Origin of the sequence: Paralteromonas sediminis (assembly GCF_003820355.1) — a bacterium.
Classification (GTDB): domain Bacteria; phylum Pseudomonadota; class Gammaproteobacteria; order Enterobacterales; family Alteromonadaceae; genus Alteromonas_F; species Alteromonas_F sediminis.
On sequence record NZ_RPOK01000006.1, the window covers coordinates 152,728 to 170,923 of the forward strand.

Annotated in this window: 19 protein-coding genes, 3 tRNA genes and 1 other RNA gene; 15 read left to right on the forward strand and 8 right to left on the reverse strand. The window is 45.1% G+C overall.

Going from position 1 to position 18,196, the window contains the following annotated elements; genetic code table 11:
* Positions 1 to 57 precede the first annotated feature (57 nt).
* The 7 genes from csrA to DRW07_RS17095 all read left to right on the forward strand — a co-directional run bounded on the left by csrA (position 58) and on the right by DRW07_RS17095 (position 4,172).
* Positions 58 to 261 carry a carbon storage regulator CsrA gene (gene csrA, locus DRW07_RS17065; RefSeq protein ID WP_124029162.1) on the forward strand — a complete coding sequence of 68 codons (204 nt, stop codon included), beginning with the start codon at positions 58 to 60 and terminating at the stop codon, positions 259 to 261.
* A 132-nt stretch (positions 262 to 393) separates the two neighbouring features.
* Positions 394 to 484 (forward strand) — tRNA-Ser (locus DRW07_RS17070).
* Positions 485 to 498: 14 nt separating this feature from the next.
* Positions 499 to 575 (forward strand) — tRNA-Arg (locus DRW07_RS17075).
* 26 nt (positions 576 to 601) lie between these two features.
* Positions 602 to 678, forward strand: a tRNA-Arg gene (locus tag DRW07_RS17080).
* A 273-nt stretch (positions 679 to 951) separates the two neighbouring features.
* Positions 952 to 1,218, forward strand: coding sequence for an OadG family transporter subunit (locus DRW07_RS17085; RefSeq protein WP_124029163.1), 267 nt, complete (start codon positions 952 to 954; stop codon positions 1,216 to 1,218).
* Positions 1,219 to 1,234: 16 nt separating this feature from the next.
* Entirely contained in the window at positions 1,235 to 3,037 is a 1,803-nt protein-coding gene (gene oadA / locus DRW07_RS17090; protein ID WP_124029164.1) for a sodium-extruding oxaloacetate decarboxylase subunit alpha, read from the forward strand.
* A 4-nt stretch (positions 3,038 to 3,041) separates the two neighbouring features.
* Positions 3,042 to 4,172 carry a sodium ion-translocating decarboxylase subunit beta gene (locus DRW07_RS17095; RefSeq protein ID WP_124029165.1) on the forward strand — a complete coding sequence of 377 codons (1,131 nt, stop codon included), beginning with the start codon at positions 3,042 to 3,044 and terminating at the stop codon, positions 4,170 to 4,172.
* A gap of 37 nt (positions 4,173 to 4,209) precedes the next feature.
* Here the strand turns inward: DRW07_RS17095 and DRW07_RS17100 are convergent, their stop codons facing one another.
* The 6 genes from DRW07_RS17100 to pspF are packed head-to-tail and all read right to left on the reverse strand — an operon-like array spanning position 4,210 to position 10,597.
* Positions 4,210 to 4,965, reverse strand: coding sequence for an ATP-binding cassette domain-containing protein (locus DRW07_RS17100; protein WP_124029166.1), 756 nt, complete (start codon positions 4,963 to 4,965; stop codon positions 4,210 to 4,212).
* On the reverse strand, positions 4,962 to 5,957 hold the full coding sequence (locus tag DRW07_RS17105; protein WP_124029167.1) for an oligopeptide/dipeptide ABC transporter ATP-binding protein: 996 nt from the start codon (positions 5,955 to 5,957) through the stop codon (positions 4,962 to 4,964). The genes DRW07_RS17100 and DRW07_RS17105 overlap by 4 nt, the downstream gene beginning before the upstream one ends.
* The gene (locus DRW07_RS17110; protein WP_124029168.1) at positions 5,957 to 6,850 is read right to left on the reverse strand and encodes an ABC transporter permease subunit; all 894 of its coding nucleotides are present in this window, start codon (positions 6,848 to 6,850) and stop codon (positions 5,957 to 5,959) included. Before DRW07_RS17110 ends, DRW07_RS17105 begins: the two co-directional genes overlap by 1 nt.
* Positions 6,837 to 7,868 (reverse strand): ABC transporter permease, encoded by a 1,032-nt coding sequence (locus DRW07_RS17115; protein WP_124029169.1) that lies wholly within the window; start codon positions 7,866 to 7,868, stop codon positions 6,837 to 6,839. Before DRW07_RS17115 ends, DRW07_RS17110 begins: the two co-directional genes overlap by 14 nt.
* On the reverse strand, positions 7,865 to 9,472 hold the full coding sequence (locus tag DRW07_RS17120; RefSeq protein WP_124029170.1) for an ABC transporter substrate-binding protein: 1,608 nt from the start codon (positions 9,470 to 9,472) through the stop codon (positions 7,865 to 7,867). The genes DRW07_RS17115 and DRW07_RS17120 overlap by 4 nt, the downstream gene beginning before the upstream one ends.
* 6 nt (positions 9,473 to 9,478) lie before the next feature.
* Complete coding sequence (gene pspF, locus DRW07_RS17125; RefSeq protein WP_124029171.1) at positions 9,479 to 10,597, reverse strand: phage shock protein operon transcriptional activator; 1,119 nt, start codon at positions 10,595 to 10,597, stop codon at positions 9,479 to 9,481.
* Between the two features lie 192 nt (positions 10,598 to 10,789).
* Between pspF and pspA the strand changes: the two genes are divergently transcribed.
* The 5 genes from pspA (at position 10,790) to maiA (ending at position 14,743) form a co-directional block, all read left to right on the forward strand.
* Positions 10,790 to 11,500, forward strand: a complete 711-nt coding sequence (gene pspA, locus DRW07_RS17130) for a phage shock protein PspA (protein WP_124029172.1) — start codon at positions 10,790 to 10,792, stop codon at positions 11,498 to 11,500.
* Positions 11,501 to 11,555: 55 nt separating this feature from the next.
* Positions 11,556 to 11,798 (forward strand): envelope stress response membrane protein PspB, encoded by a 243-nt coding sequence (gene pspB, locus DRW07_RS17135; protein WP_124029173.1) that lies wholly within the window; start codon positions 11,556 to 11,558, stop codon positions 11,796 to 11,798.
* Entirely contained in the window at positions 11,795 to 12,244 is a 450-nt protein-coding gene (gene pspC, locus DRW07_RS17140; protein ID WP_124029174.1) for an envelope stress response membrane protein PspC, read from the forward strand. Before pspB ends, pspC begins: the two co-directional genes overlap by 4 nt.
* Before the next feature lie 216 nt (positions 12,245 to 12,460).
* Positions 12,461 to 14,017 (forward strand): transcriptional regulator TyrR, encoded by a 1,557-nt coding sequence (gene tyrR, locus DRW07_RS17145; protein WP_124029175.1) that lies wholly within the window; start codon positions 12,461 to 12,463, stop codon positions 14,015 to 14,017.
* A 72-nt stretch (positions 14,018 to 14,089) separates the two neighbouring features.
* Complete coding sequence (gene maiA, locus DRW07_RS17150) at positions 14,090 to 14,743, forward strand: maleylacetoacetate isomerase (RefSeq protein WP_124029176.1); 654 nt, start codon at positions 14,090 to 14,092, stop codon at positions 14,741 to 14,743.
* 5 nt (positions 14,744 to 14,748) lie between these two features.
* Here maiA and DRW07_RS17155 read toward each other — a convergent pair whose 3' ends face one another.
* Entirely contained in the window at positions 14,749 to 15,216 is a 468-nt protein-coding gene (locus DRW07_RS17155) for an Lrp/AsnC family transcriptional regulator (protein ID WP_124029177.1), read from the reverse strand.
* Between the two features lie 172 nt (positions 15,217 to 15,388).
* Here DRW07_RS17155 and DRW07_RS17160 point away from each other — a divergent pair, with 172 nt between their 5' ends.
* Together DRW07_RS17160 and ffs are read left to right on the forward strand one after the other, a co-directional pair.
* Entirely contained in the window at positions 15,389 to 16,438 is a 1,050-nt protein-coding gene (locus DRW07_RS17160) for a Glu/Leu/Phe/Val dehydrogenase dimerization domain-containing protein (protein WP_124029178.1), read from the forward strand.
* 78 nt (positions 16,439 to 16,516) lie between these two features.
* An RNA gene (gene ffs / locus DRW07_RS17165) (signal recognition particle sRNA small type) lies at positions 16,517 to 16,613 on the forward strand.
* Between the two features lie 28 nt (positions 16,614 to 16,641).
* On the opposite strand, the gene DRW07_RS17170 is transcribed toward ffs, so the two are convergent.
* Positions 16,642 to 16,920 carry a late competence development ComFB family protein gene (locus DRW07_RS17170; protein ID WP_124029179.1) on the reverse strand — a complete coding sequence of 93 codons (279 nt, stop codon included), beginning with the start codon at positions 16,918 to 16,920 and terminating at the stop codon, positions 16,642 to 16,644.
* Between the two features lie 510 nt (positions 16,921 to 17,430).
* Between DRW07_RS17170 and DRW07_RS17175 the strand changes: the two genes are divergently transcribed.
* Positions 17,431 to 18,195 carry a DUF3450 domain-containing protein gene (locus DRW07_RS17175; RefSeq protein WP_124029180.1) on the forward strand — a complete coding sequence of 255 codons (765 nt, stop codon included), beginning with the start codon at positions 17,431 to 17,433 and terminating at the stop codon, positions 18,193 to 18,195.
* Position 18,196: the final 1 nt, after the last annotated feature.

The following is an 18,196-nucleotide window of genomic DNA, read 5'->3' on the forward strand; positions in this document are numbered from 1 at the left end:
GTCGTGTCGGCTGAACGTTGAACGAAGGGACGCCATACTAAGGAATAGGAGCAAATTATGCTTATACTAACGCGCCGAGTAGGCGAAACACTTATGGTTGGTGATGACGTGACAGTCACTGTTTTAGGTGTCAAAGGTAACCAAGTTCGAATTGGTGTGAATGCGCCAAAAGAAGTTTCGGTCCATCGCGAAGAAATCTACATGCGAATTCAAGCTGAGAAGGGTGGTTCACCAGCTAGTGGAAACACTGCTGGCGAATAAAAAAAAGGCCAGTTAACTGGCCTTTTTTTATAGATTTTGCGCAATCTGCATAAAAACTCGGCAGACGCGCAAGAGTCTATAAAAAAGCGTTGACTTCCCAACGTGAATCAGTAAACTTCGCTCCCACATTCCGGAGAGGTGGGTGAGTGGCTGAAACCAGTTCCCTGCTAAGGAACCATACGTATTACACGTATCGAGGGTTCGAATCCCTCCCTCTCCGCCATTTGTTTTTATTGCGCGTGCGTAGCTCAGCTGGATAGAGTACCTGGCTACGAACCAGGCGGTCGGAGGTTCGAATCCTTCCGCACGCGCCATCTTTAAAAGATGAAAAACAAACTTCGCGTGTGTAGCTCAGCTGGATAGAGTACCTGGCTACGAACCAGGCGGTCGGAGGTTCGAATCCTTCCACACGCGCCACCTCCTAAAAACCCGCTACGGCGGGTTTTTTTACGCCTAGTGCTTTTTATTTTGTGTCTGTTCAGGATGCGTTCCGCATGTTTCTTTCAAAGGATGATATCTCTGACTAAAAATCACTGACCTTTAGTATTTTAGGGAATAAAACACCAGTATAAATGCATAAATAGTCGGATTATGGCGAGTAAAGTGAATTAAAACGTTGTTTTTTTACATTTTGCATGGTACCAATGTCGGTCGATAAAATCTGTGCATCAGCATGTTTAAGGAGACATCATGGAAACCAATGCAGTAACAGCTCAATTAACAGAAGCGGCAACGCTTATGTTTGTGGGCATGGTCGTGGTGTTCGTGTTTTTAGCTATTCTTATCGTGGCGGTTAAAGCATTAACATGGTTTTGCAATCAGATTCCTCAAAATAACAATAATAAGCGCCAAGAGACAGAATCCTCTACGATGACGATGGCAGAGACTCAGGTACTACCAGAGCACATTGCGGCAATCACAGCAGCCATCGCATTACACCATAAAAAAACACTGTAAATTACGAGGATAAATCATGAGCAAACCTCTTGCACTAACAGAATTGGTGCTGCGTGACGGTCACCAGTCTTTGCTGGCAACTCGATTGCGCATTGAAGACATGCTACCCATTGCAGAAGAGCTGGATAAAGTGGGGTACTGGTCGGTAGAGTCTTGGGGAGGAGCTACATTTGATGCTTGTATTCGCTATTTGGGCGAGGATCCCTGGGAACGGATACGTCTATTGAAGAAAGCAATGCCCAATACGAAACAGCAGATGTTACTGCGCGCCCAAAACTTGCTCGGCTATCGCCATTATGCTGACGATGTGGTCAGCAAATTTGTTGAGCGGGCACATACTAATGGCGTTGATGTTTTTCGTATCTTTGACGCGATGAATGACGTGCGTAATTTACGCACGGCCGTCGACGCTGCCATTGAGTGTGGTGCGCATGCTCAGGGCACCTTATCTTACACCGTAAGCCCAGTGCACAACCTCTCTACCTGGCTGGATATGGCTAAGAGAATTGAAGATTTGGGTGTGCACTCCATCTGCATTAAAGACATGGCAGGTTTGTTAAAACCTTATGAATGTGAACGCTTAATCCGAGGGCTGAAAGAAAATGTGACCGTGCCAATTGCTATGCAATGTCATGCTACAACAGGGTTGAGTACCGCAACCTACCAAAAAGCGGTTGATGCAGGTATTGATATGCTGGATACCTCAATATCGTCTATGAGTATGACTTATGGGCATACGGCAACGGAAACCATGGTCTCTATTCTAGAAGGCTCAGAACGCGATACAGGCCTTTCTCTTGAACAAATGGCGCCTATCGCAGCTTATTTCAGAAAGGTCAGAGAAAAATATGCCAAATTTGAAGGAAGCCTAAAAGGCGTTGATGCCAGGATATTACTAGCGCAAGTACCTGGAGGCATGTTAACCAACATGGAAAATCAGCTCAAAGAGCAAGGTGCAGCTGACAAGTTCGATGAAGTACTGCAAGAGATCCCACGTGTTCGCGAAGATCTTGGTTATATTCCGTTGGTAACCCCAACCTCGCAGATTGTGGGTACGCAGGCTGTGCTAAACGTGCTGACCGGTAAGCGTTATAAGAGTATTTCAAAAGAAACTGCAGGCGTGTTGAAGGGGGAATATGGTGCCCCTGCTGCTCCGGTTAATGAGGCATTGCAGCAACGAGTATTAGCCGGTGATGAAATGATTACCTGTCGTCCTGCTGACCTTCTGGAGCCAGAAATGTCCTCTTTAGAATCGGAAGTGGTCGCGTTGTCAGAGGAAAAGGGCTTTTCGCTGGCAGAAAATCTCATTGATGATGTACTCACCTATGCGTTGTTCCCTCAAATAGGACTAAAGTTTTTGCAAAACAGGGGCAACCCAGACGCTTTTGAACCCGCGCCTGAAAGAGCGGTTAATAGTGCACATGATGCTTCAGCCTCAAAATCAGACCCGGCAACCTATGATGTCAGTGTTGACGGAAAAGTCTACCAAGTAACGGTGGGGCCAGAAGGCACCTTGTCGTCAATAGTACCAGCTACCTCCCAATCTCAGTCTCAACCTTCACCTGTCGCTGCTGAGTCCCAAGCACAATCAATCGGATCTCAGAAGAGTATTGCCATCAAGGCACCACTCGCTGGCAATGTCTTCAAAGTGATGGTAGCACCAGGCCAGCAGGTTAATGAGGGTGACGTTGTAATTATTTTAGAAGCCATGAAAATGGAAACTGAAATACGCAGTCAGGCTAGTGGGACAGTAAGCCGGATAGACGTTAAAGAAGGCGATTCAGTGTCTTCGGGTCAAGCACTGATTATGTTGGGATAACGTCATGGATAAATTCGTTACGCTTTGGCAAAGTACATCGCTGCCGCACTTCGAGCTCGGTCAAATCATAATGATGTTAGTCGGCTGTGGTTTGTTGTATCTGGCCATTGCGAAAAAATTCGAACCGTTATTGCTTTTCCCTATTGGCTTTGGAGCTATACTTACCAATATTCCATTAGCTGGCTTCAGTGAAGTAGGTGGCTTGCTTCACTATGTCTATTACGTCGGTATAGACACGGGTGTCTTCCCCTTACTGATCTTTATGGGGGTGGGCGCAATGACAGATTTTGGTGCGCTCATTGCTAACCCCAGAGTATTGTTATTAGGTGCGGCTGCGCAGTTTGGTATTTTTGCCACACTCTTTGGCGCAATTGCACTCAATGTTATGCCGGGTTTCGAATTTAGCCTTCAGGATGCCTCAGCAATAGCGATAATTGGAGGGGCTGACGGACCAACCGCCATCTTTTTGGCATCCAAACTCGCACCTGAACTTTTGGGGGCAATCGCCGTGGCTGCCTATTCTTACATGGCGCTGGTTCCTATTATTCAACCGCCGATTATGAAGCTCCTGACAACTGAGGCCGAACGGAAAATTGAAATGGCACAACTGCGGGACGTGTCTAAGTTGGAAAAAATACTTTTCCCTTTGGCCGTACTTTTACTGACTATTTTATTCTTACCCACTGCAACGCCCCTTGTCGGTATGTTTTGCTTCGGCAACCTTATGAAGGAATGTGGTGTGGTTGACAGATTGAGTAAAACTGCACAAAACGAACTTATCAATATCGTTACGATATTTTTGGGACTTGCAGTAGGTTCGAGGCTATCCGCTGAGAAATTCCTAACGCTTGAAACACTAGGTATACTCGCTCTAGGAGCTGTTGCATTTGGTATAGGGACGGCGGCCGGCGTGATAATGGCCAAAATCCTGGGGCGTTTTTCCTCTACTAATATCAATCCGCTCATTGGCGCTGCAGGTGTATCTGCTGTACCAATGGCTGCGCGTGTAGTAAATAAGGTTGGGCTGGAAGCCAATCCTCATAACTTTTTACTGATGCATGCAATGGGACCCAATGTTGCAGGTGTTCTCGGTTCTGCAGTCGCAGCAGGTATTTTGCTTGCTTTAGTAGGGTAAAGGATTAGCTAAATAGGCCTTGCGTTGCAGGGCCTTGTTATAAAGTTTGTTGCGGGACTAGGGACTGGTGAGACATGATAAGCCGTTTTGTAATATCGTGCTGTGGCCATTTGAACACAGTATCAGTTTTACCCGACTCAATGATTTGACCTTTATCCATAACCAAAATTTTATCTGCAATGTGCCTGACAATACCTAAGTTATGACTGATAAAGACAAATGACAACCCCATCTCTTTTTGTAGTTTAAGGAGCAAGTTGACGGTTTGTGAGCGAATTGAAGGATCAAGAGCGGCAAAGGGTTCGTCGGCAACTAATACGTTTGGAGACAAAATAATCGCACGAGCAAGCGCTATTCGCTGTTGTTGACCATCGGAGAGCATGTGCCGGTAGTGATAGGCATGTTCCCTTAGTAGGCCCACTTTAAGTAATGTCTCTTCAATAAGCTGCTCACGTGATACCTTGTCCATGTCGGTATTTCGAAGCAGCGGTTCTTCAAGTATTTTAGCCACAGAAAGCGCTGGATTGAGAGCATGCGAACTAAATTGAAACATCATGCGAATGCTTTGATCTCTGGGGCCTGTTTTTCCATCATGACAGTGCAGCGAAATGCGCCCGCCATGTGGCTCTATCGCCCCGACAAGTAGCTTTGCCAGCAATGATTTACCCGTTTGGTTTTCGCCTATGATCGCGATGGATTCACCGCGGGCGATTTCTAGCGATATCGGTCCTAATTTAAAGCCTGGATCAGCACATCGATATTCCAAGTCTTCAACGGTCAATACATTACTCATCGTTTGTCCCTGTGCAGTGGATAATGACAGCTGTAGGTGTGATCATGGATATGACGAATACCCGGCACATTAACACATGCCTTTTGTGCACGAGGACACCGTGGGCCCAATCGACAGCCAATGGGCAGATGTTGTAGTGTCGGAATTGACCCTCCCAAATTAGGCAGCATAGATTTTGGCGGCAAATCATTCCGAAAGCTCGGGGCACTGTCTATTAGCGCTTTTGTGTAGGGATGCAATGGCCGTTTTCTGAGGTGTTTCATTTTGCCCGATTCAACTGTTTGGCCGCAGTATAGTACCGTCATAGTGTCTGCCATACTCGATATGGCGAGCAGATCATGGCTCACAAATAGGATTGCCACTGACCGCGTTTTATTCAGCCTTGTAAGAAGCTTAAGAATTTGTGTTTTAGTGGTGGTTTCCATGCCACGGGTGGGGTCATCAGCGATAATGATTTTGGGCTGCGCAACTAAAGCCATTGCTAGCATAACGCGTTGACCAACATCATAGGGCATCTCATGGGGGTATGCTCGCATAACGTCACCGTGTGCCCTTATCCCCACTTTATGCAGTGTCTTGATGGTGGTTTGGCGGCGGCTTGCATTGCGTTGCCAAAACCACTTGCCGTCAACCAGTCTAGAGGGAATACTCTCCTGAATTTGCTCACCCAAGGTCACAGAGGGGTCAAGCGAGGACAGCGGATTTTGAAAAACAATAGCGATGTCTTCATTCATAATTTGCAGGCGACGTGACTTGCTCAAATTAAGTAAACTTTCTCCGTTCCATGTCATGCGATCGGCGGTGATACGCCAGTGTTTTGGAATACTGCCTGAAACTGCAGAAACAATGAGACTTTTCCCCGAGCCAGACTCGCCGACTAGGGCTCTGACTTCGCCTTCATTAACACTTAAGTTAACTTTATCCAATGCACGAATGTAGTCGCCTTCATGGGGGATTTCTAGGGTCAGGTTTTTAATGTCTAACAAAGCCATTAGTTTTTCACCCTTTTGCGGATCGCAGAACGTAACCCGTCGCCAACGATATTAATAGACAATACCAGAAAAAAAATACACAAGCCGGGAAGCATTACGTTCCACGGTGCCAGATAGGCAATATCGATACTCGATGCCAATAAAGCGCCTAACTCTACACTCGGCGGGTGTGCCCCCAAATTGAGAAATCCTAGGGCGCTGATGTCGAGCACGGCGATCGACAATGCCAGTGTTCCCTGAACGACTAGCATTTCTAGCATATTTGGCAAAATAGAATAAAAGAACAACTGTCGCTTCGTCGACCCGTCTAATTGTGAGGCACGAATGTAATCTTTTTTCATTTCTTCGCCCACGTAATTACGAGTATAGTGCACAAATTGTGGAATCAGCGCGAGCGTGATGGCCCACATACTATTGACCAGTCCACTGCCCATAATAGCAACAATGACAATGGCGATGAGTAGCGTGGGTATGGCCATCAGTGAGTCGAGTAAGTGATTTACAACCGATGAACTTACCCCTCTGAGCATGCCCGCAATTGCGCCAATAGTAACACCAATTAGCATAGCCACTACGACCACGATAACCGAGGTTATCAGGGTGGTACGCGCTGCATAAAGCAGGCGTGAAAAAATATCTCTACCCAGTGCATCGGTGCCGAGTAGATAGGTGAGGCTGCCACTCGGGTCCCATACGGGAGGAAGTAAAAGTACATCAGGGTTTTGAAGCAATGGCGAGTGCGGCGCAATAACGGGTGCCAGCAACGCAAGTAACGATATACTTGCCAGTACCATCAACCCTGCAAGCGCAATGTGACTGGCTTTAAAAGCCAACCAGGTTTGTTGCCAGGGTGAGGGATGAAACTCCTCTTGATAAAGGTTAAGTCGTGGCATTGGTAGGCATCCGTTTTCTCGGATCGACAAGTCTATTTAGAATATCGACAAAAATCGTGAGTGAGACAATAAGCGCTGCAACGACCAGCATGCCCATACGAATGGCGGTATAATCGCCCTGATAAATAGCCTGCAATAGCCAATCGCCTATGCCAGGCCAAGAAAAAAGTGTTTCTACTATGATTGCGTTGGTCATCAACGTTGTTATCTGAATGGCCAGTAAAGGTAGTATTGGAAGTAGCGCATTGCGCAACACATGGTCAAAGAAAATACGACTGGAAGATAAGCCCCTTGAACGTGCTGACGCGATATAAGGCTTATCCAGAATATCAATCACAGAGCGCCGAAGCAGCCTAACAAGGGCAGCACCAGAGATAAGCGATACTGCCAACACAGGCATTGCCAGGTGCGCGATGGCATTGGCGATAGCTTCACCTTTATTCAGCGAATTAGAAAGTAAAATATCAATAAGGATAAACCCGGTAACTGTGGGGATATCAAATAGTAACGATATGCGCCCAGACAGCGGTAGCCAATTAAGTTGTAGGCTGAAAACGAGTATAAATGCGAGTCCTAACCAAAACACAGGTAATGAGTAGTTGACGATAGCCACTGCGTTTATGGTGTAATCGAGTTTAGTGTAAGACTTAAGCCCTGCTAGGCACCCAATAGGTACACCGATAACTACTGCTACCACAGCAGAATAAAAACTCAACTCAATGGTAGCGGGAAGTGTTCGCCTTATCTCATCATAAAGGGGAAGGCCAGAACTGATACTGACGCCCCATTCGCCGCTAAAAATCAAGGAGCAATAGCGAAAAAAGCGAAAGAAAACGGATTGGTCAACGGCCCAAAGGGTTGCGAGTAACTGTCGCTCTTTTTCATCTTTAGGGGCAACACCTGATAGATTTGTAAGTAGGTCCCCAGGAAACAAATGGGCCAGTAAAAAAGACAAGGATACGAGCGAGAATAACGTTAAAACAAACAAGGTGCCATATCGAAAAAATGAAATCATCATTGTGCTTTAATGACCCCTGCAAAACGAACTCCGCCATAAGGGTTAATTCGCAATCCTTTCAATTCATTTCTGTATACCTGATACCTCAATGCATGAGCAATTGGAATCAAAGGAAGGTTTTCATACAAAAGTTCGTTCACGTCTTCATAGATCGCCTGGCGCGCTTCGACGTCGTCAGTTTGTAAGGCTGAGTAGATAAGTCGATCGTATTCTTCGTTGCACCACATTGCACGATTAGTACCTGATGGAATGGCATCGCAGCTCAGTAAAGGGCGATAAAAGTTATCCGGATCGCCATTATCAGCTGACCAACCAATTAACACGCTCTGATGTTCACCTTTGCCAAGCTTTTCTCGAAAGGTATTCCAATCATAGGTGATGATTTGCGCATTGATACCTACGTCGGCCAAATATTGCTGCAATAGCTCAGCCATTTTTCTTGCATTTGGGTTATAAGAACGTTCTACCGGCATCGCCCAAATCGTCATGGTAAACCCGCGCGGAATTTTTGCTCGGTCTAGCAATTGGCGCGACAACACGGGGTTATAAGCAGTGTCATGAGAGGATTCGTGAAATGCCCAGCTTGCACTCGGTACCAGAGTCTTTGCTCGGGTAGCATTGCCCAAATAAACGGTTTCAAGAAGCGTGTTTTTATCGATTGCGTAGGCCAATGCGCGTCGCACATCAGGGTTATCAAACGGCGGCTTCTGTGTGTTAAAAGCCCAAAAACCAATGTTTAAGGCGGGCTGCTGGGTTAAAGTTAAATCTGCTCTCTCCCTGATAACACTTAACTCCGACTGTGACGGAAATGCGATCGCATCACATTCTCCAGTAATCAGTTTGGCCATCCGAAGTGAACTTTTTTGTGTGATATCAAAAATGAGGGTGTCAGCTGTTTGTGTCTGCCCCCAATAGCCAGCATGGGCTCGGTAACGTATAGCCTGCCCACGTTGATATGAAACAAACTTAAACGGGCCTGTGCCAATGGGAAATCTGTCAATCTTTTCCGGTTTGTTCTGACTGAGTAAATGGTCACCATACTCGGCCGACAAGATAACTGAAAAGTCTGTGGCAAGGTGGGCAATAAAAGAGCTATCGCGCTGCTTGAGGTGTATTTCAATTCGATAGCCATTAATCCGTTTTATGTCTTCAATATTGTCCGCTAACCCCAAACTATCAAAGTAGGGATACTGACCGCCAGAAACGCGATGGTAAGGATGAGCAGGGTCGCGCCAGCGATTAAAACTGAAAATGACATCATCAGCATTAAATGTTCTTGACGGTGTAAAGTAACGCGTCATATGAAAGTTAACGTCTTTACGCAGTTGAAATATATACACCAAACCATCATTGGATATGCTCCAGCTGCTGGCTAATGCTGGAACGATTTGACCTGTTTCAGGATCAAAGTCCAATAGTCGGCTATAAATTTGATGCGCTGTAGCATCCGAAGTGGTGGCTCCTGTATCTAACTGAGGGTTAAAAGTAACAGGATCGCTTTCAGAGCAGTAAATAATCGCGCTTTGTGCCTTCACCCAATCAGATTGTTCGGTACATCCCAACAGCAAAAGCGTCAATACGATACCGAATGTAACGTTTTTCAAAAGAAATTATTCCTCGTTACCTGGTTGCTCGGAGGCAGAGTCCAGCAAACTGTATTTCTTGAGATATCCTCTCAATTGATGGTAGGTAAGTCCAAGCTTTTCTGCCGTTCGTTTTTGATTGTACTGGCAATGCGCCAATGCTTCTTTTATCAGGTCAATCTCAAAGTCCTGCGACGCTTTTTTAAGGTCAATAGGGAAGCTCGTACTTTGTGCTGGTTGCAATGTATGAGAGGGCACATTGTCAGTGGACTCAATATCTTTTTCTGTATTGGGTTTGGCGGCTTCAGGTGTTTGAACTACAGGCGTTATTCTGTCGGCAGTTTTCACCCGTGTATTTGGTCTGAAAGGCGATTCAAAAGGGTCAAGTATAATGTCGTGTACGGGAACATGAGGGTTGTTATTTCGATATACTGCACGCTCCACAACGTTTTTGAGCTCTCTAATATTGCCGGGCCAGTCATACTCCAAAAGGATGCGCTTGGCTTTTTCGGTGAAGCCACTAAAGAGCTCAAGTTCAAGTTCTCGGGCCATGGTGATCGCAAAGTGTTCAGCAAGTAAAAGAATGTCTTCCCGCCTTTCCCGCAGTGGAGGGATGGTAATCACGTCAAAAGCGAGCCTGTCGAGTAAGTCTGCTCTAAATTCACCACTATCTGCCAGTGTTGGCAGGTCTTCATTGGTAGCTGCAACAAGCCGAACATCAACTTTAACCGAGCGGCTCCCTCCTACTCTTTCAAATTCACCATATTCAATGACCCTTAACAATTTTTCCTGAATAAGTCCGGATGTATTGGCCAGTTCATCGAGAAATAAAGTGCCATTGTCAGCCACTTCAAAACGGCCCTCGCGGCGTTTACTGGCACCAGTAAACGCACCCGCTTCGTAACCAAAAAGTTCCGATTCCAATAAGCTTTCATTCAATGCTGCGCAGTTTAGTTTGAGGTAAGCCTGATCCCAGCGTTTAGAAAGGTAGTGCAGACGGGCTGCGATAAGTTCTTTACCTGTACCACGTTCCCCGATAACTAACACGGGTTTGTCCAGCGGGGCGATGTGAGATATCTGCTCAAGCACTTCAAGAAAACTGTTGGCTTGGCCAAGCAAATTATCCTGTTGACGGAATCGACTCACTAAGGTTCCTTAATTTTTAGTCAAAATGGCTAATTAATAGTGTAGATTAAACCTTTCTACAGTTCGATAGTTTTTTGGTTTTTGAAAAAGGCATTCTAAAACATAGGGTTACTGATACTTTTAGAGTTGGCAAGCAATTTGAATAAGATTAAATACATGAACCATTCATCAATATGTAAGAGGAATCAGATTATGGGAATCTTTTCGCGCTTTACTGATATAGTTAACTCAAACATTAATTCTCTACTGGATAAGGCTGAAGATCCAGAAAAAATGGTACGCCTTATTATTCAAGAAATGGAAGACACCTTGGTAGAGGTTCGGTCTACTTCAGCTAAAACCATCGCCAGTAAAAAAGATATAGGCAATCAAATTGCCAAATTTGAAGCTGATGCTGCTGATTGGGAAGCGAAGGCTGAATTGGCAATCAGCAAAGAGCGTGAAGATTTAGCGCGAGCGGCTTTGCAAGAAAAGCAAAAAGCCTCTGAAGCTGCTGAAGCGCTTAAAGCTGAGTTAGCCATTGTAGAAGAACAAATCGCCAAGTTGCAGGATGAAATTGGTCAGCTACAGGACAAGCTAGCCGATGCTAAAAGTCGTCAGAAGACGATTATTATGCGTCAAAAAACGGTAAGTTCGCGTCTTGAGGTCAAGAAAACGCTGGATAGCGGCAAAGTTGATGCTGCTATGGAACGATTTGGCCAGTATGAGCGAAAAATTGATGACCTTGAGTCTCAAGTTGAGGCTTATGATTTGGGGAAAAAGTCGCTTAATGATGAGTTTGCAGAGCTTCAGGCAGATGACAAGATCAATGACGAACTTGCTGCACTCAAAGCTAAAATGCAAAAAAAGTCGCAACCAAAGCCAGCTGCTAAGGCATCTGCGAAAAAGTCTCAAAAAGCGTAAAATATGTTTGTATCGTGGCTCAAGCGTTCTGTGAGCCACCCTGAGTAAGGAGAATATGATGGACAGTGACGTAATCGGATTTATGGTTGTGCCCTTAATTCTGTTTATGATTTTTGTGGCGCCCATCTGGTTAATTCTGCACTACCGAAGTAAGAAACAGGTTAGTCAGGGATTAACCGCCGAAGAGCACACGACCCTTCGTGAATTAACGGTAAAAGCTGATGTCATGGCCGATAGGATACAAACGCTAGAAGCTATCTTGGATGAAGAGGCACCAGACTGGAGACGCAAAGCATGAAACCGAGCAAAACCCTTTACAGAAATACCGAAAACAAACGCATCGCCGGTGTATGTTCGGGGTTAGCTGACTACTTTGGCATGGAAGTGTGGTTGGTAAGAATATTAACCGTCACGGCTTTCTTTTTGCTAGCTCCCCCATTTGTCGTAGTCAGTTACATTGCTGGTTGGTTTATTCTGGACACCAAGCCTTCTTCTACCGCAACGGACTACACGAACTCAGTGCCCTTACATGGTAGAAAAGGTTGGACAAACAGTTCGGTTGCCGGAAGCAGCAATGCTACTGTCGAGCTTAAAACTAAGGTATGGCAGGCCGGTGAACCGCCTAAACAGGCTTTTAGAGATTTATGTGACCGCTTCGCTCAAACTGAACAGAGATTGCGAGATATGGAAACTTTCGTTACTTCTAAAGAGTTTCAGTTAAAGCGAGAAATTAATAAGTTATAGCTATACGAGTCATAAAGGCGTCAACTATGAATAAATAGCGGCGCTTTTATGTTTTTACCCTCCACCGCTAACGCGACGACTCTTCTAGCTAACAATGAACTCGCAAACGTTAAAAGTTCATTGCTCACTGATCCTACCAAACAAAAATTTCGTTTTAAGTTTTGTCACATTTAGTGTTTTATACGCTTTCTTAAGAACTTAGGCATCATCATTATTATGCGTTTGGAAATTAGTTGTCAGGACCGTTTAGGTATTACACAAGACATTTTGGATATTCTCGTTGATCACGAAATCGACCTGAGAGGGATAGAGATTGACGGAATAGGCAAAATTTATCTTAGTTTTCCAACAATGGACTTTACAGAGTTCCAAGATTTAATGCCCAAAATTCGCCGTATTGACGGCATTGATGACGTTAAAACCACGGCATTTATGCCAGGAGAACGGGCGCGACATCAACTTTCCGCAATTTTGCAAACATTGCCTGATCCGGTTTTTGCCATAGACACTAAAGGCAATCTGATCTCTTGTAATAATGCAGCAGAAGCATCATTAGAACTGCGTCAAGCTGATCTCATCGGAACTGAGATCGCAGACTTGGTGACGGGTTTCAGCTTTACCCGCTGGTTGGACGGAAAAGAAGTCTTACCACAGTCAACGAGGGTTAAGTTCATTCAGCAAGATTATTTGGCAGACATTCTGCCAGTAACTGTGCCGGATGGTCAGAGCAACCCAATTCTGGCGGGCGGGGTTATCATGCTTAAGTCCGAATTACGTATCGGACAACAAGTAAACGCATTCCATCGACCCTCTAGTGACAGCTTTGATTTATTAGTCGCACAATCTACGTCCATGAAAAAACTGGTCAAAGAAGCAAAACAGATTGTTGATCTTGAAGCGCCCATTTTGATTTTTGGTGAGACCGGAACAGGTAAAGAACTGTTCGCACAAGCGTGTCAGCAAGCCAGCAGGCGCGCGGATGCACCACTTGAATCAATAAAGTGCATTTCATTCACGGACGACATAGTTGAAGCAGAACTATTCGGTCAAACGGAAGCCGATGGTTCGGCTAAAGGCAATGAAAAAGGCATGCTAGAACGCGTTCAGGGTGGGACATTGCTACTTGATGAGATTGGCGACATGTCTGAACATTTTCAACAGGTGTTATTGAAGGTACTTGAGCATGGAGAGTATACCCGGACCGGTAGTGAAGAAGCCACTGAACTCGATGTCCGGATCATCTGTACTACGGCAAAAGATTTGGGCCTGATGGTCGAAGAGGGACGGTTCTCCAAAGCACTATACTATCGCCTCAATGTGTTAAGTCTGGTCATGCCATCGTTGCGGGAACGTAAGCCCGATATTGTGGCCCTAGCGGAGACATTTATTGCGCAACACAGTACAAAATTGGGTAAGCGCCCAGCTAAGCTGAGCAAATCGTGCGTTGACTTTTTGCAGCAATATCCTTGGCCTGGCAACGTTAGACAGTTGGAAAATGCACTTTACCGAGCAGTGTCCTTGGTTGATGGTCACGAGATTACAAAGGAAGATGTCCAGCTACCAAGTTGCGCACCGACTGTCACCTACATTGACGAAAACTTTGAGGGCACACTTGACCAAGAAGTGAAAAAATTCGAGAAGGATTTGTTAAGACGCTTGTATCCGTCTTATCCGAGCACGCGCCAGTTGGCAAAAAAGCTTGGTCTGAGTCATACTGCAATCGCAAATAAACTTCGCGAATACGGTATAAACAAAGGAACCGTGAAAATTTAGCCAGCTAGAATTGGATTCGGGTTTCAGATGTTTTTCCGTTGCGAACAATAACAACAAAAGACGGATATGAAGATGGACTATATTTTACATGGTTACTGGCGTTCTTCAGCGACCTATCGTGTGCGAATTGCGCTAAACCTAAAACAGATCCCCTATAGATATGTGCCAGTTCATTTAGTGAAAGAGGGAGGGGAACAATACTCTGCAGACTATACAGCACTGAACCCCGCTCAGTTAGTCCCAACATTAATAAATGAAGCCGAAGATGTGATGCTCAATCAGTCGCTCAGTATTATTGAGTATTTAGATGAGACAGTTCCTGATATTTGTCCCTTGATACCCTCTCACAGGGTTGAACGGGCCAGAGTAAGAGCTTTGGCACAGGATATAGCGTGCGATATGCAACCCATTGTGAACCTGCGTGTGCTTAACGCTCTGAGAGACGGATTCCAAGCGAACGATGATGATGTTAAGCGTTGGGCGCAAAAGTGGGTCGTTAAAGGCTTTGACAGCATTGAGAAGCGGCTACAGACACAAGCGGGTAAGTTTTGTTTTGATTTTAATGTCAGCTTGGCAGATGTTTGTCTCGTCCCACAGGTTTATAATGCCAAGCGGTTCGGCGTAGACATGACAATGTACCCGCTGATTAGCAAAATTTACGACAACTGTCAGGCGTTAGATGCCTTTCAAAAGGCTGCGCCTGAAGCTCAGTCTGATGCTATTTAGAGGTATTATTGACTTTTTATGGGTAACGCAGTGGTATTTTTCACCTGTTTCAGTGCAAAGGTTGAGCTTAGATGATCAACCAAAGGCAAATGGGTGAGTTTACTCTTTAGCAGATGCTCGTATTCTTCTATGCTGGCGACAATTACTTTGAGTAAATAGTCTTTGTCGCCACTGGTTGTGTGACACTCTACGATTTCTTCAATTGACTGAACGGCATTTTCAAAATCAGTTAACGAATCACCGTCGTGGTTTTTGAGTGTTACATAGATAAATACAGACACACCCAAATTTAACTTTTTGTTATCTAACAGGGTAACCTTTTGTTTGATGATGCCATCAGCTTCCATGCGTTTCACCCGACGCCAGCAAGGCGTATGCGACAGGCCTACACGTTGGCTGAGTTCAGCCATCGAAACGGTGGCGTCTTTCTGTAGTTCGCGCAGAATTTCGCGGTCAAATTTATCAAGTTTCATTTATCATAATTATTGTAGATACTTTAGGATGTATATCCTAACACTGCCCACTGAATAAACCTAGCATTTCAGATGGCAAAAGTGCAGGTAAAGAAAAAGCCAAGTCTGTCCTCCCGTCTATGCATTACCATCATACGTCTAATAATTAATAATACTCTGCACGGGAAGCGATATGGCTTTGTTTGAACATCCTGAATTTGATAACCATGAACACGTCTCTTTTTATCACGATAAAGACGCAGGTCTAAAAGCGATTATTGCTGTACATAATACCAATCTGGGACCGGCATTGGGTGGCTGCAGAATGTGGCCTTATGCGAACAGCGAAGAAGCATTGACTGATGTTCTGAGGTTGTCAAAAGGGATGACCTACAAAGCTGCAATGGCAGAGGTGCCGCTTGGTGGCGGTAAATCGGTTATTATAGGCAATCCCCGAGCGGATAAGTCCATGAATATGATGAAAGCGATGGGGCGTTTTGTCGATACATTTGGCGGAGCTTACTATACTGCAGAAGATTCTGGTATCAGTGTGCAGGACCTACAATATATGGCTGAAGAGTCACAGTATATTGCAGGGACCCAAGCCAAATACCATGTAAGAGGTGAGGTTGCTGACGGTAATCCGGCACCGTCCACTGCTTACGGTACATTCGTAGGATTGAAAGCGGCTGTAGAATCAAAACTCAAATCGGATCTGCAAGGTGTGAGAGTCGCTATACAGGGTGTGGGTCATGTAGGTCTGCGGTTGGCCAGACACCTGCACGAAGCGGGAGCTGAACTTGTTGTCAGTGACATATTCCCGGAAAATGTCGAACAAGCCGAAAAGCAGTTCAACGCCAAAGTAGTATCACCAGATCAAATACTTAGCGCAGACGTAGACGTAGTTGCGCCTTGTGCAATGGGCGCCATTATCAATGAAAAAACGCTGGCTGAAATGAAGGCCAGAGTTATTGCGGGTGCGGCCAACAATCAATTGTCTGAAGAGCGAATTGGAAAGCTTTGCCAACAAGCAGGTATTCTTTACGCGCCAGATTACGTACTCAATGCAGGTGGCATCATTGATATCCATCATCAGCGTATGGAAAGTTCCGATGATGCGTTACGTAGTCACATTGAAAAGATTGGCGATACACTAACGGCTATCTTTAACCGCTCAGACCGTGAACAGCAGGCAACGAATATTGTTGCTAATAATATGGCTGAAGAGCGGTTTTCTAAATAGTCGGCAAAAGCACTTGCATCGGCGCACGTCTATGTAGATAATGCGTCGCCTCGCAAAAATGCGATTTCAATGGTGGGCCTTTGGTCCTCTCGCAATGATAGTTTGTGAACCCGGTCAGGCCCGGAAGGGAGCAGCCGCAGCAAGCGACTCATGTGCCGGGATGCGGCTGAAGGTCTGCCACCCAATTTCTCACTGTTTAATTATCAGGCTTCTTTTTTGTTCGCGGCCGCTTGGTCTAAATAATGAATCGACTTAGTGACGGCTTGTTCAACATTCATTTTCATTTGTAAGCGCTCGGTTTGTGGCAAATAAAATGCCATATCGACCTCATACCGAATGTACCTTGGCGGCACTTGATTCAGTGTCAAACAGCATAGATCCGCCAGATAGTCAGGTGATTTGTTTTTGTCTAAACCCAGTTCCGAAATGTATTCTACTACTAAGTGTTCGTAATAATTGTGAATATCGTCATCAAGCTTCATTCTGATACCTTACCCTTTGCGTTATTAGCATAAGCATTGAGCAAACTGAACGAACATGCAAGTTAAAGTCTCGCTGACCTGCCTTTGTTAGCGTATTCATCTAGGCGCAGTGAGCGTTGTATTTACTGGAGGCACGAAAATAAAGGAACTTTCATAGATAAAATTACACACCATTAACACGGTAAAAAAGAATTATGGTTGTCAATAATGGTTGAAAAATAGCCATATAAACAGGGTGGAACCCCGAGTTCTGGTGCCTTGTTGAGCGATTAATAATCAAAATGCGACGAGTGACAGTAAATTTGACAGGATTGTAACCTTTGTTAAGGGTGTGTTGCTTGACGACCGGCTGACAAACATGTGACTATACTAGGCTGATAGAAACAGTTTGTTACTGTTTTCTGTAATCATAAACTAGAACATTAGTAAAGCTTTAACAAAGCCCCTGCGCCGGAACCCTTTGAGTCGGCGAGGATTCTAAATAGAAATTGGTTGGGAACTATGTCCAAAATGAGCAAAAGAACTCTTATTGCTTCTACCGTTGCTGGCGTCTTCGCCTTTTCAGGTAGCGCGGTTGCATCTTTAGAGGAGCTAAATGAGCTTCATAAAGAACAGGCCAGAATTCAAAAAGCTGCAGTGAGCTCACAAGAAAAAGTGAACGCATTGTTTGAACAGTCACAAGATTTATTGGTTGAGTATCGTGCGGTAGTTGATCAGTCTGAAAATCTAAAGATTTACAATGACTATCTAGCGAGCCTGGTTGCTGACCAGCAGCGCGGAATCGATTCTCTACAGCGTCAAATTGACAGTATTGAAGCGACAAAACAGGGTATCGTTCCACTTATGTTCCGCATGATCGATAGCCTTGAACAATTTATCGAGCTAGATATCCCGATTAACTTGGAAGAGCGTAAAGCGCGTGTCGACCGCCTACGTGATCTTATGGCTAATTCTGAGGTTACCGTTTCTGAGCAGTTCCGCCAGGTTATCGAAGCGTATCTGATAGAAAATGAATACGGCACGAAAATCGACTCTTATCAGGGTTCAATCGAAGCTAACGGCACTGAAGTGACAGTTGACTTCTTTAACCTAGGCCGCACAGCCTTGCTAGCGCTTTCATTAGATCAGTCGTCTGCGTGGGTTTTTGATAAAGCTACTCGCACTTATCAGCCACTAGGTGATGAATACCTTTCATCAGTTGTAGATGCAGTGAAAATTGCCAATGGCCAAATTCCTGCCGACCTAATTAAACTACCTATTGCTGCAGCGGAGTAAT

Bases quoted from the DNA above. Each gene is read 5' to 3' on its own strand.
- oadA (WP_124029164.1), top strand. From the start codon at position 1,235: ATGAGCAAACCTCTTGCACTAACAGAATTGGTGCTGCGTGACGGTCAC.
- DRW07_RS17110 (WP_124029168.1), bottom strand. From the start codon at position 6,850: ATGCCACGACTTAACCTTTATCAAGAGGAGTTTCATCCCTCACCCTGG.
- DRW07_RS17115 (WP_124029169.1), bottom strand. From the start codon at position 7,868: ATGATGATTTCATTTTTTCGATATGGCACCTTGTTTGTTTTAACGTTA.
- pspC (WP_124029174.1), top strand. From the start codon at position 11,795: ATGAAACCGAGCAAAACCCTTTACAGAAATACCGAAAACAAACGCATC.
- pspB (WP_124029173.1), top strand. From the start codon at position 11,556: ATGATGGACAGTGACGTAATCGGATTTATGGTTGTGCCCTTAATTCTG.
- DRW07_RS17100 (WP_124029166.1), bottom strand. From the start codon at position 4,965: ATGAGTAATGTATTGACCGTTGAAGACTTGGAATATCGATGTGCTGAT.
- DRW07_RS17170 (WP_124029179.1), bottom strand. From the start codon at position 16,920: ATGAAGCTTGATGACGATATTCACAATTATTACGAACACTTAGTAGTA.
- DRW07_RS17160 (WP_124029178.1), top strand. From the start codon at position 15,389: ATGGCTTTGTTTGAACATCCTGAATTTGATAACCATGAACACGTCTCT.
- tyrR (WP_124029175.1), top strand. From the start codon at position 12,461: ATGCGTTTGGAAATTAGTTGTCAGGACCGTTTAGGTATTACACAAGAC.
- csrA (WP_124029162.1), top strand. From the start codon at position 58: ATGCTTATACTAACGCGCCGAGTAGGCGAAACACTTATGGTTGGTGAT.
- DRW07_RS17095 (WP_124029165.1), top strand. From the start codon at position 3,042: ATGGATAAATTCGTTACGCTTTGGCAAAGTACATCGCTGCCGCACTTC.
- pspA (WP_124029172.1), top strand. From the start codon at position 10,790: ATGGGAATCTTTTCGCGCTTTACTGATATAGTTAACTCAAACATTAAT.
- DRW07_RS17085 (WP_124029163.1), top strand. From the start codon at position 952: ATGGAAACCAATGCAGTAACAGCTCAATTAACAGAAGCGGCAACGCTT.
- DRW07_RS17155 (WP_124029177.1), bottom strand. From the start codon at position 15,216: ATGAAACTTGATAAATTTGACCGCGAAATTCTGCGCGAACTACAGAAA.
- DRW07_RS17105 (WP_124029167.1), bottom strand. From the start codon at position 5,957: ATGGCTTTGTTAGACATTAAAAACCTGACCCTAGAAATCCCCCATGAA.
- maiA (WP_124029176.1), top strand. From the start codon at position 14,090: ATGGACTATATTTTACATGGTTACTGGCGTTCTTCAGCGACCTATCGT.
- DRW07_RS17175 (WP_124029180.1), top strand. From the start codon at position 17,431: ATGAGCAAAAGAACTCTTATTGCTTCTACCGTTGCTGGCGTCTTCGCC.